Source organism: Pseudonocardia sp. McavD-2-B (assembly GCF_024124365.1).
GTDB lineage: Bacteria > Actinomycetota > Actinomycetes > Mycobacteriales > Pseudonocardiaceae > Pseudonocardia > Pseudonocardia alni.
The window spans coordinates 1-18,563 of sequence record NZ_JAMXSG010000095.1 but is presented as its reverse complement, the minus strand read 5'-3'; the positions used below and the strand labels follow the sequence as shown (position 1 = coordinate 18,563).

5 protein-coding genes and 2 pseudogenes are annotated in these 18,563 nt (G+C 76.0%); 3 read left to right on the top strand and 4 right to left on the bottom strand.

The annotated features are described in order from the left end of the window. Positions 1-1,236 (bottom strand): annotated as a pseudogene (locus NH602_RS14565) (beta-ketoacyl synthase N-terminal-like domain-containing protein); the annotation flags it as partial. A 238-nt stretch (positions 1,237-1,474) separates the two neighbouring features. Between NH602_RS14565 and NH602_RS14560 the strand changes: the two are divergent. The 3 genes from NH602_RS14560 to NH602_RS14550 are packed head-to-tail and all read left to right on the top strand — an operon-like array spanning position 1,475 to position 5,218. Next, entirely contained in the window at positions 1,475-2,890 is a 1,416-nt protein-coding gene (locus NH602_RS14560) for a glycosyltransferase (RefSeq protein WP_073575130.1), read from the top strand. Between the two features lie 31 nt (positions 2,891-2,921). Beyond that, a complete protein-coding gene (locus tag NH602_RS14555) occupies positions 2,922-3,980 on the top strand; it encodes a DegT/DnrJ/EryC1/StrS aminotransferase family protein (protein ID WP_073575131.1) in 1,059 nt (352 codons plus the stop codon). After that, complete coding sequence (locus NH602_RS14550) at positions 3,977-5,218, top strand: cytochrome P450 (RefSeq protein ID WP_202416219.1); 1,242 nt, start codon at positions 3,977-3,979, stop codon at positions 5,216-5,218. Before NH602_RS14555 ends, NH602_RS14550 begins: the two co-directional genes overlap by 4 nt. Before the next feature lie 95 nt (positions 5,219-5,313). Here NH602_RS14550 and NH602_RS14545 read toward each other — a convergent pair whose 3' ends face one another. The 3 genes and pseudogenes from NH602_RS14545 to NH602_RS14535 all read right to left on the bottom strand — a co-directional run. Further along, positions 5,314-6,519, bottom strand: coding sequence for a cytochrome P450 (locus NH602_RS14545; RefSeq protein WP_179760049.1), 1,206 nt, complete (start codon positions 6,517-6,519; stop codon positions 5,314-5,316). After that, a pseudogene (locus NH602_RS14540) lies at positions 6,516-12,611 on the bottom strand (type I polyketide synthase); the annotation flags it as partial. The gene NH602_RS14545 and the pseudogene NH602_RS14540, both read right to left, overlap by 4 nt. A gap of 37 nt (positions 12,612-12,648) precedes the next feature. Next, a partial coding sequence (locus NH602_RS14535; RefSeq protein WP_253068084.1) for a type I polyketide synthase occupies positions 12,649-18,563 on the bottom strand: 5,915 nt, incomplete at its 5' end.

Here is an 18,563-nt window from a genome sequence, read left to right as displayed (position 1 = left end):
GATCCCGAACGACGACACCCCCGCGCGGCGCGGGCGGCCCCCGCGCGGCCACGGCACCGGCGCGGTACGCAGCGCGACCGCCCCGGCCGACCAGTCGACCCGGGTGCTGGGGGTGACGGCGTGCCGGGTCGCGGGCAGCAGCTCGTGGCGCAGGGCCTGCACGGTCGCGATCAGCCCGGCGACCCCGGCCGCGGCCTGGGCGTGCCCGACCACCGATTTCAGCGAGCCGACCCACAGCGGGCGGCCCGGGTCCCGGTCCTGCCCGTAGGTGGCGAGCAGGGCGCGCGCCTCCACCGGGTCGCCGACCGGGGTGCCGGTGCCGTGCGCCTCGACGGCGTCGACCTCGGCCGCGGTCAGACCCGCGTCAGCGAGCGCGTCGCGGATCATCCGCTCCTGCGCGGCCCCGCTCGGCGCGGTCAGGCCCTCGGTGGCGCCGTCGGCGGTGAGCGCCGAGCCGCGCAGCACAGCGAGGACCGGGTCACCGTCCGCGCGGGCGTGGGAGAGGCGCTTGAGCAGGACGACGCCGACCCCCTCCGCCCAGACGGTGCCGTCGGCGTCGTCGGCGAAGACCTTGGCGCGTCCGTCGGGGGCCAGGCCGCCCTGGCGGGAGTGTCCGACCAGCGCGGCCGGGGTGGACATCACGCACACCCCGCCGGCCAGCGCGGCGGTGCACTCCCCCGCGTCCAGCGACCGGATCGCGAGGTGCAGCGCCACCAGCGACGACGACGACGTCGTGTCCACGGTCAGCGCGGGCCCCTCCAGCCCGAGCAGGTGGGCGAGCCGGCCGGAGGTGAGACCGGGGATCAGGCCGGTGAGGGCGTGTCCAGCGAGGTCGTCGGGCGAGTTCTGGACGACGCCCGCGTAGTCCTGCCCACCGGCCCCGACGAACACCCCGGTCCGGGTGCCGCGCAGCGACGACGGGTCGATCCCGGCGTGCTCGACCGCCTCCCAGGCGGTCTCGAGCACGAGGCGCTGCTGCGGGTCGGTGGAGACGGCTTCGCGCGGCGACATCCCGAAGAAGGCCGCGTCGAAGTCCCCGGCGCCGTCGAGGAACCCGGCAGTGCGGGTCGCGCAGCGCCCCGGCCCGTCGCCGTGCAGGGCGTCGAGGTCCCAGCCCCGGTCGTCCGGGAACCCGGAGGCCGTCTCCCGGTCCGAGCACAGCAGGTCCCAGAGGCCGTCGGCATCGCGCACACCACCCGGATAGCGGCACGCCATTCCGACGACCACCACCGGGTCGCTGCCGTGTCCTGCCGTCATACCTCACCCCTGCACACGAATGCGGTCGTCTCGATGTGGCGCCGACCGTACGGTCGGCGCGGCTGTGGTTTTCCCTAATGAATGCGGCGGGCCGGGACCGAGGACTAGGGATTCCCCGGCGTCGGCCGTGGGATCAACTACCTGATCGCTGCACCGCGCCGCGGTGCGCCACGCGACGGGTCACCCGGCCCGTCACAGTCGGAGAGGGTGTCTACCCATGGGCGCGAATCGGCGGCCGATCCTGTTCGTCAGCTATGCGGAGAGCGGACTGCTCAATCCGCTCCTGGTCCTCGCCGGGGAACTGTCCCGGCGCGAGGTCGGGGACCTGTACTTCGCCGCCGACGAAAAGGCCCGCGACGACGTCGCGGGCGCGAGCACGGGCAGCCCCGTCACCTTCGCCTCGCTCGGCGACACCGTGTCGGAGATGTCGGCGGTGACCTGGGACGACGAGACCTACGCCGCGGTGACCCAGCGGGACCGGTTCCGGGCGCACGCCGCGGTCATCCGGCACTCCTTCGCCCCCGAGTCCCGGATCGAGAAGTACCGGGCGCTCGAACGCGTCGTCGACGAGGTCCGCCCGGCCCTGATGGTGATCGAGAGCATGTGCCAGTACGGCTACGAGCTCGCGATCACCAAGGGGATCCCGTTCGTGCTCGGCGTGCCGTTCGTCCCCAGCAACGTGCTCACCTCGCACGTCCCGTTCGCGAGGTCCTACACGCCGTCCGGGTTCCCGGTGCCGCACTCCGGGCTGCCGGCCACCATGACGCTGCGCCAGAAGATCGCCAACCAGCTGTTCCGGATCCGGACGCTCGGCATGTTCGTCACCAAGGAGACCCGCAAGGTCGTCGAGCGCGACGACGCCGTGCGGGCCGAGCTCGGCATCGCGCCCGAGGCCCGGCAGATGATGGCCCGCATCGACCACGCCGAGCAGGTGCTCTGCTACTCGGTGCCGGAGCTGGACTACCCGTTCGAGCTGCCCGAGAGGATGCGTCTCGTCGGCACGATGGTGCCGCCGCTGCCCCAGGTCGCCGACGGTGGTGAGCTCACCGACTGGCTCGACGCGCAGTCGTCGGTGGTCTACATGGGATTCGGCACGATCACCCGGCTGACCCGGCCCCAGGTCGCGTCGCTGGTCGAGGTGGCACGCCGGCTCGACGCCCGGGGTCACCAGGTGCTGTGGAAGCTGCCGCGCGAGCAGCAGGAGATGCTGCCACCCGCCACCGAGCTGCCCGCGGGCCTGCGGATCGAGAGCTGGGTGCCCTCCCAGCTCGACGTGCTGGCCCACCCGAGCGTGAAGGTGTTCTTCACCCACGCCGGCGGCAACGGCTACCACGAGGGCCTCTACTTCGGGAAGCCGCTGGTGGTCCGCCCGCTCTGGGTGGACTGTGACGACCAGGCGATCCGCGGCCAGGACTTCGGGGTCAGCCTCACCGTCGACCACCCGGAGACCGTCGACACCGACGACGTCCTCGACAAGGTCACCCGGGTCCTCGAGACCCCGGCCTTCACCGAGCGTGCCGCGCGCATGGGCCGGCTGCTGCACGAGGCGGGCGGGCGCGCCGCCGCCGCCGACCTGATCCTGCGCCTGCCCGTGCTCGCCGGGACCGACGCCCCGGCCGCCCGGACCGCCTGACCACGCGCCCCCACCGAACCAGGGAGTCACGATGTCCTTCACCCAACCGGTGTCCAAGCCGTGGCTCGACGGCCACGAGCTCGACTACGTCACCGACGCCGTCGGCGGCGGCTGGATCTCCTCGCAGGGCCCCTACATCGCACGGTTCGAGGAGGCGTTCGCCGCCTGGAACGGCGTCCCGCACGGGGTCGCCTGCTCGTCCGGGACGACGGCGCTGACCCTCGCCCTGCGCGCCCTGGGCGTCGGCCCGGGCGACGAGGTGATCGTCCCGGAGTTCACGATGATCGCCTCGGCGTGGGCGGTGACCTACACCGGCGCGACACCGGTGTTCGTCGACTGCGGCGACGACCTGAACATCGACGTCACGCTGCTCGAGGAGAAGATCACCCCGCGCACCAGGGTGATCATGCCGGTGCACGTCTACGGCCGCCGGTGCGACATGGAGCCGATCCTGGAGCTCGCCTACGAGTACAACCTGCGGGTCGTCGAGGACTCCGCCGAGGCGCACGGCGTGCTGCCCACCGGGGACATCGCCTGCTTCTCGCTGTTCGCCAACAAGATCATCACTGCGGGCGAGGGCGGGATCTGCGTGACCCGCGACCCGCACCTGGCCGAGCAGATGGCGCACCTGCGCGCGATGGCGTTCACCCGCGACCACAGCTTCCTGCACAAGAAGCTCGCCTACAACTACCGCATGACCAACATGCAGGCCGCCGTCGCGCTCGCCCAGACCGAGCAGCTCGAGGGCATCCTGGCGACCCGGCGCGACATCGAGAAGCGCTACGACGACGCCCTCCGCGACGTCCCCGGCATCACGCTGATGCCACCGCGGGACGTGCTCTGGATGTACGACCTGCGCGCCGAGCGCCGCGACGAGCTCCTCGCCCACCTCGCCGCCCGGGGCATCGACACCCGGGTGTTCTTCAAGCCGATGAGCCGCCAGCCGATGTACCTCGACCCGGTCTGGCCGACGCTCAACGCATCGCGGCTGGCCGCCGACGGCTTCTACCTCCCCACCCACACCGGGCTGACCGCCGAGGACCAGGAGTTCATCACCGGGCAGGTCCGCGCGTTCTACGGAGTGGCATGAGCACCGGCACCGCGAGGTCCACGCCGTCGGACACCGCCACCGGCTGCCCCGTCACCGGGGCCGGGGCAGGTGCCGCCACCTGCCCGGTGGCGTTCCCGCTGCGCCGTCCGGGAAGACCGTTCCCGCCCCCGGAGTACGCCGACTACCGCGACGGCGGTGAGCCCGTCCGGTCCGAGCTGCCCAGCGGCCCGGTCTGGCTGGTCACCCGGCACGCCGACGTGCGTGCCGTGCTCACCGACCCGCGGATCAGCGCCGACCCCTCCCGACCGGGCTTCCCGAAGGCGGCCCGGACCGGTGGGGCCCCGTCCGCGGACGAGGTGCCCGGCTGGTTCGTGTCGATGGACCCGCCGGAGCACGACCGGTTCCGCCGGACCCTGATCCCCGAGTTCACCGTCCGCAAGGTGCGCGCGCTGCGCCCGGAGATCCAGCAGATCGTCGACGACCGGATCGAGGCGATCCTCGCGAAGGACGGCGCCGCCGACCTGATCGAGGACTTCGCGCTGCCGGTGCCGTCCCTGGTGATCGCGGGCATGCTCGGCGTCCCGCGGGCCGACCGCGACTTCTTCGAGGCGAAGACCCGCGTCCTGGTCACTCTCAGCTCCAGCGACGAGGAACGCGACGCGGCGACCGCGGCCCTGCTGCGCTACCTGGGCCGGCTCATCCGGATCAAGGAGCGGCGCCCCGGCACCGACCTGATCAGCCGGCTCGCCGCGACCGGGACGTTGTCGCGCCAGGAGCTCTCCGGTGTGGCCATGCTGCTGCTGATCGCCGGTCACGAGACGACGGCGAACAACATCGGCCTCGGCATCGTCCAACTACTGACGAACCCGCAGTGGATCGGCGACGACCGCGTCGTCGAGGAGCTGCTGCGCTACTACTCGGTGGCCGACCTGGTCGCGTTCCGGGTCGCGCTGGCCGACGTCGAGATCGGCGGGCGCACGATCCGCGCGGGCGAGGGCATCCTGCCGCTGCTGGCCGCCGCCAACCACGACGACGACGCCTTCGACGGCGCCGGCGCGTTCGACCCGGAACGCTCCGCGCGCTCGCACGTGGCCTTCGGCTACGGCGTGCACCAGTGCCTGGGCCAGAACCTGGTGCGGCTGGAGATGGAGATCGCCTACCGCACGCTGTTCGACCGGATCCCGACGCTGCGCCTGGCGGTGCCCGCCGATGACCTGCGGGTGAAGTACGACGGCGTGTTGTTCGGTCTGCACGAGCTCCCGGTGACCTGGGGCTGAGCACACCCGCGCCATCGTGACCGCGTGAGGGGAGGCGGGGCCGGTAGCGGCCCCGCCTCCCCTCACGTCGTGCCGGGGCGGGTGTGCCCCGGCCGTCACCAGGTGACGGGCAGCTCCGTCAGACCACCGGACAGTCCCTCGGAGCCGCGGCGCATCTCCTGCACCGGACGGGCCGGGCGCAGGTCCGGCAGCCGGGTGAACAGCCGGGTGAAGGCGGTCCGCAGCGCCATCCGGGCCAGCGGTGCGCCGATGCAGTGCCACATGCCGTGTCCGAAGGTCAGGTGCGGGTTCGACTCCCGGCGGATGTCGAACACCTCCGGCTCGTCGAACACCTGGGTGTCGAAGTTGACCAGGGTGAAGTCCAGCAGCACCAGGTCGCCGGTGCGCAGGGTGGCGCCACCGATCTCGACGTCGTCGGTGGCGTAGCGGGGCAGCACCGATCCGCCCGCCTTGGCGCAGCGCAGGATCTCCTCGACGCCCTCGCGCATGGTGCGCTCGTCGGCGAGCGCGGCCGCCAGCTGGTCGGGGTGGGTCGCGAACAGCAGTACGCCCAGGTCGACGTGGCTGGCGACGCTGTCGAGCCCGGCGAACAGCAGACCGGCGGCGATCGGGCCGATCCGCTCGTCGGGCACCTGTGCGCACAGCCGGGACACGACGTCGTCGGTGGGCTCGGCCCGCTTGCGCCGGGCGACGGCGGACAGCAGCCCGAACAGCTCGGCCTGGACCGTGGCGACGCGCTCGGCGTCGTCCACCTCACCCATCGTCATGATGGTCCGCACCAGCTCGGGTCGGTCCTGCGGCGGGATCCCGATGAGTTCGCACAGCACCGTCAGCGAGTACGGCATGGAGAACCCGCCGTGCAGGTCGCCGGGGTTGCCCGCGGCGACGAACCCGTCGAGCACCTGCTCGGCGACCGCGGACACCGTGGGCGCCAGGCCCAGCACCCGGCGCGCGGAGAACTGCGGGGTGAGCAGGCGCCGCATCTCGGTGTGCAGGTCCCGGGCCTGCTGGGCGTCGTCGACGACCAGCAGGTCCAGGAACGGGTTGCGCACGTACCGCGGCGCGTTCGCCGGATCGGCGTGCGCGCGGCCGAGGCGCTCGTCGTGCAGCAGTGCTTTCAGCTCGGCGTAGCGGGTGACCAGCCAGGCCTCGTCGCCGGTGGGGGTCCGGACCCGGCACACGGGTGCCTGCTGCTGCAGCTCCCGCAGCAGCGGGCTCAGCCGCAGCACCGGCGGGGTCTGGCCCTCCAGGGACGGCGGGGGCCCGCCGCCGGTGACCGGGCAGGTCGTCGGGCTGGTCATGACGCGTCCTCCGTCGTCGGGGTGGGCAGCTCGGCGAGCCAGGTCTCGATCGCGTCGGCGGTGAGCGCGGAGTGCTCCATGGCCAGCGACAGGTGGTCGGCGTCGATGTCGACCACGGTGTCGGCGGGCACGGCGGAGGTGTCCAGGATGAAGCCCTCGACGTCGCGCGCGGCGCGCACCAGCAGCGTCGGCGCCGTCGTCGGCGGCGAGTCGATCTCGGTCATCGTCATGAACCAGTGCGCCATCGCCGACATCCGCGCGCTGTTGAGGGTGACCGACGGCGAGTCGATGTCGGCCAGGTAGAACCGGGTCGTGCGGTCCAGGTCGTTGCCCTCGGCCGCGTCCCACCGGATCGAGGCGGTGTCGAGCAGCACCACCGCCTCGGGCCGCACCCCCCAGGTCTCCTCCAGCACCCCCGCGGCCAGGTAGGCCAGCGACCCGCCGGTGGAGTGCCCGACCATCACGAACGGCTCGCCGTCACTGGCGAGCAGCACGCTCTCGGCGACGATCCGGGCCGCGGCCTCGCTGGTGGCGGGCAGCAGCTCGCCGGGTGCGAAGCCCATCAGCGGCAGCGCGGACACGTGCCGGCTGCCGCGGAAGTGCGCGGCGATGCGGGCGTACTGGTGCACCCCGCCGGTGGCGCCGGGGGCGCTGACGAAGATCAGCCGGGGGGCGGCGGGCCCTTCGGCGAGCGTGACCGGCTCGGACAGCTCCTCCAGCTCGGCCGGGGACTCGAACATCGGTCGGGTGTTCGCCGCGGCCTTGAGCATCCGCATCGCCTCGACCAGCTTGCCGCCGCGGACGGCGGCGTGGAACAGGCCGACGAGGGTCTCCTCGCCGGGCTGTGCGGGCCGCCCGGCGACGACGGCGGGCGAGGCGCCGGGGGCCGGGGCCTGCTCGACGAGCTCGTGCAGCCGGCGGGCGAGCTTCACCGGGGTGGTGCTGTCGAAGACGATCGACCCGGCCAGCCGCAGCCCGAGGACCTCGCCGAGCTGGTTGCGCAGCCCGACCGCGACGAGCGAGTCGAAGCCCAGCTCGAGGAAGCCGCGCTCCGGGTCGACCGCCGCCGGGTCCTCGTGCCCGAGCAGTCCGGCCGTGTAGCCGGTGACGAGCTCGACGAGCAGTGCCTCCCGGCCGGCGGCGTCGAGGCGGTGCAGCCGTTCGCGCACCGTGACCGGCGAGGAGCCGGCGACGGCGGCGGTGCGGCGGGTGCGGGGCACCAGGTCGCGCCACAGCGCGGGCAGCGCCTGCTGCACGGCGAGACCGGCGACGTTGATCCGGGTCGGGACGACGACCGGTTCCGGGCGGGCGAGTGCGGCGTCGAACAGGGCGAGGCCGTCGGCGGCGTCGAGGGCGGGCAGGCCGCCGCGGGCCATCCGGTCGAGGTCGGCGTCGGTGACCTGCTCGGTCATGCCGCTCCCGCGGCCCCACGGGCCCCAGCCCAGCGACACCGCGGGCAGGCCGAGCCCGGCCCGGTACCCGGCGAGGCCGTCGAGTCCGGCGTTGGCGGCGGCGTAGTTGGCCTGCCCGGCGCTGCCGAGGATCCCCGACACCGACGAGTACAGGACGAAACCGGCCAGCGGCAGCTCGCGGGTCGCGGCGTGCAGGTGCCACGCCGCGTCGAGCTTGGGGCGCAGCACCCCGGCGAGGCGCTCCGGGGTGAGCGAGCCGGTCAGGCCGTCGTCGAGGACGCCGGCGGTGTGCACGACCGCGGTCAGCGGGTGTCCGGCCGGGACGGAGCCGACCAGCGCGGCGACGGCGTCGGGGTCCCCGGCGTCGCACGCGGTGACGGCGACGGCGGCGCCGAGCTCGGTCAGCTCCTCGCACAGCTCGGCGGCACCGGGGGCGTCCGGGCCGCGGCGGCTGGCCAGCAGCAGGTTCCGGGTGCGGCCGGTCGTGACGAGGTGCCGGGCGAGCAGCGCGCCGAGCCCGCCGGTGCCGCCGGTGACCAGGACGGTGCCGTCGGGGTCCCAGTCCGCCGCCGTACGCGCGGTGTCCGGCACGGTGTCCGGCGCGATCTCCGGCAGCCGGGCCAGGCGGGCGGCGCGGACCTCGTGCTCGCGGACCAGCAGCTGCTGCTCGTCGAGCAGCAGCAGGTGCGGCAGGACCCCGGCCGAGCGGAACGTGTCGTCGAGGTCGACCAGCCGGATCCGGCCCGGGTTCTCGGTCTGCGCGGCACGCACCAGACCCCAGACGGCGGCGGCCGCCGGGTCGGTGACGGTCTCGCCGTCGGCGGCGACCGCCCCCCGGGTGACGACGACCAGGCGCGCGTCGGCGAGGCGCGGCTCGGCGAGCCACTCCTGCAGCAGGCCCAGCACCCGGGTGGTGAGGGTGTGCACGGCGGCCGCACCGCCGTCGGGGTCGCCGACGACGGGGATGAGGAAGACGTCGGGGGCGAGACCGGTGTCGCCGACGGCGCCGCCCAGGGACTCGGCGTAGGCGCTGACGGTCTCGTCGGCGCGGTGCATCGCGTAGCCGAGGTCGAGCTCGTCGTCGCCGACGACGGCCCAGCGGGTACCCGCGGCGCGGTCACCGAGCTCGACCGGTGTCCAGTGCAGGCCGAACAGCCCGCCCTGCCCGGTCGCGGCGGGTGCCTGCGTGTCGCCCGTGCCGGTGTGCACGGCGTCGGCGGTGAGCACCGGTGCCCCGGTGGGGTCGGTGGCGACGAGGCCGAACGTGCCGGTGCCGGTCCCGGTGAGCCGCACGCGCAGCGTGGTGGCACCGGTGGCGTGCAGGGTCAGGCCCTCGATGCGCGCCGGGCCCGCCCCGGGGTCCGCGGTGGCGGTCGGGCCACCGTCGAGCGCGGATGCGGTGGCCAGCGCGGCGCCCAGCAGCGCCGGGTGCAGGCCGTAGCCGTCGGCGGCGGCACCGGTGGGCAGGGTGACCTCGGCGAGGACCTCCCCGTCCCGCACCCACACCTGGTCCGGCCCGGTGTCCCGGGCCGGCACCGCGCGGGCGTCGCGGGGTGGCCACTCCCCCGGGTCGGTCGTGCCGACCCGGTCGGCCTCGTGCGCGAGGACGCCGCGGGCGTGCAGGGTCCACGGAGCGTCGTCGGAGGACCGGGCGTGCACGGTGAGGTCCCGGCGGCCGCGGTCACCGGGGGCGCCGACGCCGACCTGCAGGACGGCGCCGTCGCGACCGACGGCCAGCGGCGCGAGGAGGTCGAGCTCGGCGATGTGGGGGGCACCGACCTGGTCGCCGGCGCGGATCGCGAGCTCGGCGAACACCGCGCCGGGCACGTCGACGCGGCCGTCGGTCCGTTCCGGCCCGAGCCACGGCTGGGTACGGGGGGAGAGCCGTCCGGTGAGGACGGTGCGGTCGGCGTCGGCGAGGACGACGGCGGCGCCGACCAGCGGGTGCCCGGCCGCGGTCAGGCCGAGCCCGGCGGCATCGCCGGTGGCGGCACGCAGCGTCGGCCAGTACCGCTCGCGGTCGAAGGCGTAGGTGGGCAGCGTGACCGGGGCGGCGCCCGGGGTGGTGGTCCCCTCGGCGACGGCCGCCCAGTCGACGTCGGTCCCGCGGGTCCACAGCGCACCGGCCGCGGCGAGCAGGGTGGCCTCCTCCCCCGCGCCGCGCCGCAGTGCGGGGACGGCGACGGCGCCGGGGGCGTTCTCGGCGACCAGCGCGGACAGCACGGCGTCCGGGCCGAGCTCGAGGAAGGTCCGCACGCCCAGGCCGGCCAGGGCCGCGACCCCGTCGCCGAAGCGGACGGCGCCGCGGGCGTGCCGCACCCAGTAGCCGGGGTCGGTGAGCTCGCCGGACACCTCGCCGGTCAGGTTCGAGACGACGGGGATCCGTGGCTCGGCGAAGGTGAGGCCGTCGACGACCCGGGCGAACTCGGCGAGCATCGGGTCGATCAGCGGCGAGTGGAAGGCGTGGCTGACGGACAGGGTGCGGACGCGCCGGCCCCGGTCCTCGAACCGGGCCGCGACGGCGGCGACGGCGTCGGCGTCGCCCGAGACCACGACCGCGTCGGGACCGTTGACGGCGGCGATCGCGACGTCGTCGCCCAGCAGCGGGGCGACCTCGTCCTCGCGGGCCTGCAGCGCGACCATCGCCCCGCCCGCGGGCAGGTCGGCCATGAGCCGGGCGCGGGCGGCGACGAGGGTGCAGGCGTCGTCGAGGGACAGGATCCCGGCGACGTGTGCGGCGGTGATCTCGCCGACCGAGTGGCCCCCGACGTGGCCGGGGCGCACCCCCCAGGACTCGACGAGCCGGTGGAGCGCGACCTCGATCGCGAACAACGCGGGCTGGGTGAACCGGGTGTCGTCGAGCGCGACCCGGTCGCTGCCCCAGACGACCTCGCGCAGCGACGCACCGAGCCGGGCGTCGAGCAGGGCGACGGTCTCGTCGAACGCCGCCGCGAACACCGCGAACCGGGCGTGCAGCTCGCGGCCTGCGCCGAGCCGCTGCGAGCCCTGCCCGGAGAACAGGACGGCGAGCCCGCCGCGGTCACCGGTGGGGACGACGTCGCGGGCGGCCTCGGTGAGCCCGTCGCCGGTGTGGACGAGCAGCGCGCGGTGCGCGAACGGGGTGCGGGTGGTGGCCAGCGCCTGGCCGACGTCGGCCGGTACGGGCGCCGCCGCGAGGGCACGGACCCGTTCCAGCTGGGCGTCCAGTGCCGTGGCGGAGCGCGCCGAGACCGGCCAGGCGACGGCCTGCGGGCGCACCGCGGGCCCGGTGGGGACCGTGGACCCCGTGGGCTCCGCCGGGTCGGTGGGAGCCTGTTCCAGCACGACGTGGGCGTTGGTGCCGCTGATCCCGAACGACGACACCCCTGCACGCCGCGCACGCCCGGTGTCCGGCCACGCGGTCTGCCCGGTGAGCAGCCGGACCGCCCCCGCGGACCAGTCGACGTGGCTCGACGGCGCGTCGACGTGCAGGGTGCGGGGCAGCGTCGCGTGCTGCAGCGCCAGCACGGTCCGGATCACCCCGGCGGCACCGGCGGCGGCCTGGGTGTGGCCGAGGTTGGACTTCACCGAGCCGAGCAGCAGCGGCCGGTCGGGGTCACGGTCGGCGCCGTAGGTGGCGAGCAGGGCCTGGGCCTCGATCGGGTCGCCGAGCGCGGTGCCGGTGCCGTGCGCCTCGACGGCGTCGACGTCGGCCGGGGACAGCCCGCCGCTGGCCAGCGCCTGGCGGATCACCCGCTGCTGGGCCGGCCCGTTCGGGGCGCTGAGCCCGTTCGACGCGCCGTCGGAGTTCACCGCGGAGCCGCGGAGCACGGCGAGCACCGGGTGCCCGTGCGCGCGGGCGTCGGCGAGCTTCTCGACCACGAGCAGGCCGATCCCCTCGGACCAGCCGGTGCCGTCGGCGCCGTCGGCGAAGGCCTTGCAGCGTCCGTCCGGGGCGAGGCCGCCGTGCAGGCTGAACCCGGAGAAGTTCGCCGGGGTGGTCATCACGGTCACGCCACCGGCGAGCGCCAGACCGCACTCGCCGCTGCGCACGGCCTGGGCGGCGAGGTGCAGCCCCACCAGCGCCGACGAGCACGCCGTGTCCAGGGTGACGGCGGGGCCCTGCAGCCCGAGGGCGAACGACACCCGGCCGGACAGCACGCTGGCGGCGAGGCCGTTGCCGGCGTAGCCGCCCATGTCGTCGGCGGAGGCGAGGACGAGGTGGGTGTAGTCCTGGCCGTTGGTGCCGACGAAGACCCCGGTGCGGCTGCCGCGCAGCCCCGCGGGGTCGATCCCGGACCGTTCGAACGCCTCCCACGCGGTCTCCAGCAGCAGCCGCTGCTGCGGGTCCATCGCGAGCGCCTCGCGCGGGGAGATGTCGAAGAACGCGGGGTCGAATTCGGCGGCGCCGGGCAGGAACCCGCCCCGCTGGGTGGCGCTCGCCGCGGGACCGTCGCCGGCCAGCGCGTCGAGGTCCCAGCCGCGGTCGTCGGGGAACGGGCCGATGCCGTCGCGGCCGGCGGTGAGCAGCTCCCACAGGTCTTCCGGGGAGCGCACCCCGCCGGGGAACCGGCAGGCCATCCCGACAATCGCGACCGGCTCGTGCCGGGCTGCCTCCGCCTCGGCCAGTCGTCGCCGGGTGTCGTGCAGATCGGCCGTGACCCACTTCAGGTAGTCGACGAGCTTCTGTTCGTCGGGCATGGTCCTGTCCGCCTCTCTCGTTCGTGGGGGTCCGGGGTCAGCGCGCCGACGACCGGCCGAGTTCGTTGTCGATGAAGGCGAGGACCTGCTCGGTGCTCGCCGATTCGAGGCGTTCGTCGACGGCGGTGCGGCCGTCGGGGTCGGCGCCGTCGGTGCGGGCCCCGTCCCACTGCTCCAGCAGTCGGCGCAGCCGGCGGGCGACCCCGCTACGGGTCTCGGCGTCGGCACCGTCGGGGGACAGCGCGGCCTCCAGCCGGTCCAGCTCGGCCAGCGGGGAGGACGCCCCCCGGTCCGCCGAGCCGAGCACCTCCTCGTCGAGGTGGCGGGCCACCTCGGCCGGGGTGGGGTGGTCGAACACCAGCGTTGCCGGGAGCCTGGACCCGGTGGCGGCCGCCAGCCGCATCCGCAGCTCCAGACCGGTGAGCGAGTCGAACCCGAGCCGGCTGAAGTGCCGGTCGGCGGGGACCGCCTCGGCACCGGTGTGCCCGAGCACCGCCGCGGTCTCGGCGCGGACGAGCGCCAGCAGCTCGGCGTGCCGGGCGCCGGGCTCCATCCCGGCGAGCCTGCGGAGCAGACCGCCCGCGCCCTCGGTGGCGGCCGCGGTCCGGCGCCTGCCGCGCACCAGGGCGCGGAGCACGGCCGGGACGTCGTCGACGGCGGTCCCGGCCCCGGCGGCGAACCGGGCGGCGACGGCGAACCGGTCGCCCCGGGCCAGGGCGGTGTCGAACAGGGCGAGGCCCTGCGCGGGCTGCAGCGGCGGCATCCCGGACCGTTCGTGCCGCTCCCGTTCGGCGGCGTCGAGGGTGCCGGTCATGCCGGCGTCGGCCGACCACGGCCCCCAGGCCAGCGAGAGCCCGGGCAGGCCGTGTGCCGCGCGGTGCGCGGCGAGTGCGTCGAGGAGGCTGTTGGCGGCCGCGTAGTTGCCCTGGCCGGGGCCGCCGGTGATCCCGGCGACCGAGGAGTACAGGACGAACGCGGCCAGCGGCAGGTCCCGGGTGGCCTCGTGCAGGTGCCACGCCGCGTCGGCCTTCGGCCGCAGTACCCGGTCCATCCGGGCGGCGTCCAGCGAGCCGACGGTGGCGTCGTCGAGTACCCCTGCGGTGTGCACCACCGCGGTCAGCGGGTGGGCGGCCGGCACGGCGCCGACCAGCTCCGCGACCGCCGCCGGGTCGGCGACGTCGCAGGCCGCGAGGGTGACCTCGGCTCCGAGTGCGGCGAGCTCGGCACGCAGCTGCGCCGCGCCGGGCGCGTCCGGGCCCCGACGGCCGGCGAGCAGCAGGTGCCGCACACCGCGTGTGGTGACCAGGTGCCGGGCGAGCAGGGCGCCCAGGCCTCCGGTGCCGCCGGTGACCAGGACGGTGCCGTCCGGGGCCCACGCCGCCGCCGGTGCGGGTGCGTCCGGGGTGGCCCGGGTCAGCCGGGCGACGGTGAGGGCGCCGCCGCGCACGGCGGCCTGGGTCTCCCCGGCCGCGGCCAGGCCGGGCAGTGCCGCCAGTGCGGCGTCGAGACCGGCGCCGGGGTCGGCCGGGTCGAGGTCGAGCAGCAGCATGCTGCCCGGGACCTCCGACTGGGCGGAGCGCACGAGCCCCCACACCGGGGCGGCGCCGAGGTCGTGGACGTCCTCGGCCGGTCCGGTGGCGACCGCACCCCGGGTGACGACGACGAGCCGGGAGCCCGCCGTGCGGGAGTCACCGGACCAGCGCTGCAGCAGCTCCAGCACGGCACCGGTGGTGGCGCGGGTCCGGCCGGGGAGATCCGCGCCCCCCATGTCCGGTGTCCCGGCTCCCGGCGCCCCGGTGATCGGCGCCCCGGTGATCGGCGCGAGGACGACCGGGGGCAGCGGGTCGCCGGAGTCGAGGAGCGCGCCGACCGAGCCGGCGCGGACCGGCGGGGTCGGGCCGGACGCGGCCAGGGCGGCGTCGAGCTCGGCGGGCGCGTCACCGAGGATCCCCCACCCGGCCGTGCCCGCCCGGTCCACCGCGGGCGCGGCGGTCCAGTCGAGGGTGAGCAGGACCGCGTCGGTGGACGCGGCCGGGCCGTCCGCGGCGGTGGGCTCGGCCAGGGTCAGCTCACCGGCGGTCAGGACCGGTGCGCCCTGCGCGTCCCAGGCGGCGAGCGCCCGGGTGCCGTCGCCGCGGTCGGTGAGGCGGACCCGCAGCACGGTGGCGTCCGAGGCGTGCAGGGTGAGGCCCCGCAGCGCGGTGAGGTCGGCGACGTCGGTGGCGGCGCCGAACCGGACGGCGACGTCGAGCAGCGCCGGGTGCAGGGTGTAACCGGCGGGCTGCTCGGTGAGCTCGAGCTCGGCGAGCAGGTCACCGTCGTGCCGCCACCCCCCGCGGACCCGCACCGGTCCGACGGTGTCGGGCAGCCCGGTCAGCGCCTCGGCGCCCTGCGGGGGCCACACGGGCTCCGGCTCGGGCACCGGCGCGGCGGCCGCGGACAGCGTGCCGCCGGCGTGCCGGGTCCACGGGCCGTCCGGGTCGTCGGCGGCGCGGGCGTGCACGGCCAGCGTGCGGCGGCCGTCGTCGTCCGGTTCCCCGACGCGGACCTGCAGCAGCTGCGCCGTCCCGCTGCCCAGGGGGGCGGTGATCGTCAGCTCCTCGACGGTCGTCACGCCGGCCTCGTCGCCCGCGCGGACGGCGAGCTCGGCGAGCACCGCCGCGGGCAGCGCGGGCAGGTCGCCGGCGGCCGGGTCCACGAGGGTGGGCGTGAGACGGCCGGTCAGCAGGATCTCGCCGGACCCGGCGACGGTGGTCGCGGCGCCGAGCAGCGGGTGTCCGCCGGCGCGCAGGCCGAGGCCGCCCGCGTCGGCGGGGGCCGCGGCGGCGACCGTGGGCCAGAACCGCTCCCGCTGGAAGGGGTAGGTCGGGAGCGCCACCCGGCCGGCCGCGGTCCCGGCGAGGACCGCCGTCCAGTCCACCCCGGTCCCGGCGACGTGCAGCCTGCCCAGCGCGGTGAGCAGCGCGCGCTCCTCGGTGTCCGGGCCGCGCAGGGCCGGGACGACCACCGCGGTGTCCTCGACGCACGCGCGGGTCGGCGCGGACAGCACCGCGTCCGGGCCGATCTCGAGGAACGCGGTGATCCCGCTCCCGGTCAGTGTCCGCACGGCGTCGGCGAAGCGCACGGTGTCGCGCACGCCCCGCACCCAGTGCTGCGGGTCGCACAGCTCGGTGGTGGCCGCGGCGCCGGTCACGGTCGAGACCACGGGGATCCGCGGCTCGACGGGGTTCAGACCGGCGACGACGTCACGGAACCCGTCGAGCATCGGCTCCATCAGCGGCGAGTGGAAGGCGTGGCTGACCCGCAGCGCCCGCGTGCGGCAGCCGCGGGCGGCGAGCGCGTCCGCGACGGCGGCGACCTCGTCCGTGGGCCCGGAGAGGACCACCGCGGACGGGCCGTTCACCGCGGCGACGGCCACGCCGCCGGTCAGCAGTGGTGTGACGTCGCCGGGGTCCGCCTCGACGGCGACCATCGCGCCGCCGACCGGCAGCGCCGCCATCAGACGGGCCCTGGCGGTGACGAGCGTGCAGGCCTCGTCGAGGGTGAACACCCCGGCCACATGCGCGGCGGCGACCTCACCGACCGAGTGCCCGGCGACGGCGTCCGGGGTCACGCCCCACGACTCCAGCAGCCGGAACAGCGCGACCTCGACCGCGAACAGCGCGGGCTGGGTGACACCGGTGTCGTCGAGCGCGGTGGGGTCCTCGCCCCACAGCACGGCGCGCACCGTCGGGTCCAGGTGGGCCAGCGTCGTGTCCAGCGCGTCGGCGAACACCGGGTGGCGGGCGTGCAGCGCGCGGCCCATGCCGAGGCGCTGGGCACCCTGCCCGGAGAACAGGAACGCGGTGGACCGTTCGGCCGCCTCGCCGCGGGCGACCTCGGTGACGCCGTCGGCGTCGGCGAGCAGCACGGCACGGTGCTCGAACAGCGACCGGCCGACGGCCAGCGCGTGTCCGACCTCGGCGGCGGTGGTGAGGTCCGGACCGCCGGTCGCGGCGCGGAGCCGGTCGAGCTGGGCGTCGAGCGCGGCCGCCGACCGGGCGGAGACCACCCACGGGGTGACCACGGGCGCCGGTGCCCGCGTGGGCTCCGGCAGCTGCGGGGCCTGCTCCAGCACGACGTGGGCGTTGGTGCCGCTGATCCCGAACGAGGAGACCCCGGCCCGGCGGGCACGGCCGGTCTCCGGCCAGGGGGTCGGCTCGGTGACCAGCTCGACCGCACCGGCGGTCCAGTCGACCCGGCTCGACGGGTCGGTGACGTGCAGCGTGCGCGGCAGCGTGCCGTGCTGCAGCGCGAGGATCATCTTGATCAGTCCGGCGGCGCCGGCCGCGGCCTGGGTGTGGCCGATGTTGGACTTCACCGAGCCGAGCAGCAGCGGGTGCTCCCGGTCCCGGCCGTAGGCGGCGAGCAGCGCCTGGGCCTCGATCGGGTCGCCGAGCACGGTGCCGGTGCCGTGCGCCTCGACGGCGTCGACGTCGGCCGGGGTCAGCCCGCCGGAGGCGAGCGCCTGACGGATGACCCGCTGCTGGGACGGCCCGTTGGGCGCGGTGAGGCCGTTCGAGGCGCCGTCGGAGTTGACCGCCGAACCGCGGACGACGGCGAGGATGTCGTGCCCGCGGGCGAGGGCGGTCGACTGCCGCTCCAGCACCAGCACGCCGACGCCCTCGGACCAGCCGGTGCCGTCGGCGTCGTCGGAGAACGCCTTGCACCGCCCGTCGGGGGCGAGGCCGCCCTGGCGGGTGAACCCGGCGAAGCTGGTGGAGGTCGACATGACGGTGACGCCACCGGCGAGCGCGGCGTCGCACTCCCCCGCGCGCAGCGCCTGGGCCGCCCAGTGCACCGCGACCAGCGACGACGAGCACGCGGTGTCGACGGTGACCGCGGGCCCCTCCAGTCCGAACGCGTAGGCGAGCCGGCCGGAGATGACGCTCGCGGCGAGGCCGGTGCCCGCGTGGCCCTCGACGTCGTCCGGGGAGCGCAGCAGCAGGTTCGCGTAGTCCTGCCCGTTGGTGCCGACGAACACGCCGGTGCGGCTGCCGCGCAGCCGGGCCGGGTCGGTCCCGGTGCGTTCGAACGCCTCCCAGGTGGTCTCCAGCAGCAGCCGCTGCTGCGGGTCCATGGCGACGGCCTCGCGGGGCGAGATGTCGAAGAAGGCGGGGTCGAACCCGGCGGCGTCGTGCAGGAAGCCGCCCTCCCGGGTGGCGCTGCGGCCCTGCCCGTCACCGGCGAGGACGCCGAGGTCCCAGCCGCGGTCGGTGGGGAAGCCGGTGATGCCGTCGCCGCCGTCGGCGAGCAGCTGCCAGAACTCCTCGGGCGTGCTGACGCCGCCGGGGAACCGGCAGGCCGTGGCGACGACGACGACCGGGTCGTCGCCGTCGACCGCGGTGTGCTCGACGGGCCCGGCGCCGTCCGCGCCGCCGGTGTCACCGGTGAGCTCGGTGACCAGGTGTGCGGCCAGCACCCGGGGGGTGGGGTGGTCGAAGACCAGGCTCGCGGGCAGGGACAGCCCGGTCGCGGCGGACAGCGCGTTGCTGAGCTCCACCGCGGTGAGCGAGTCGAAGCCCAGGTCGCCGAACGGTTTCCCGGGGCGGATCGCCTGCGGGCCGGTGTGTCCCAGTACCCCGGCGGCGGTGTCGCGCACCAGGTCGAGCAGGACGGCCCGGCGCTCCTCCGGTCCGGCCGCGGCCAGCCGGGCACCCAACCCGCCGGCGACGTCGTCGCGGCGTCGGCGGGTCTCCTGCGCGGCCCGGGCGATGTCCCGTGCCGCGGGCAGGTCGGCGAGCAGTGGGCTGGGGCGCACCGAGAGCAGCGCCTCCAGCAGGCGCGGGTGGGTGAGGTCGGCGACCACCAGGGTCGGGGCCGGCTCGGCGACCGCGCGGACCAGCGCCCGCACGGCGAGGTCGGGGTCCAGCTGCCCGTCCGGGACGGTGCCGGTGCCGGTGTGCGCGGCGG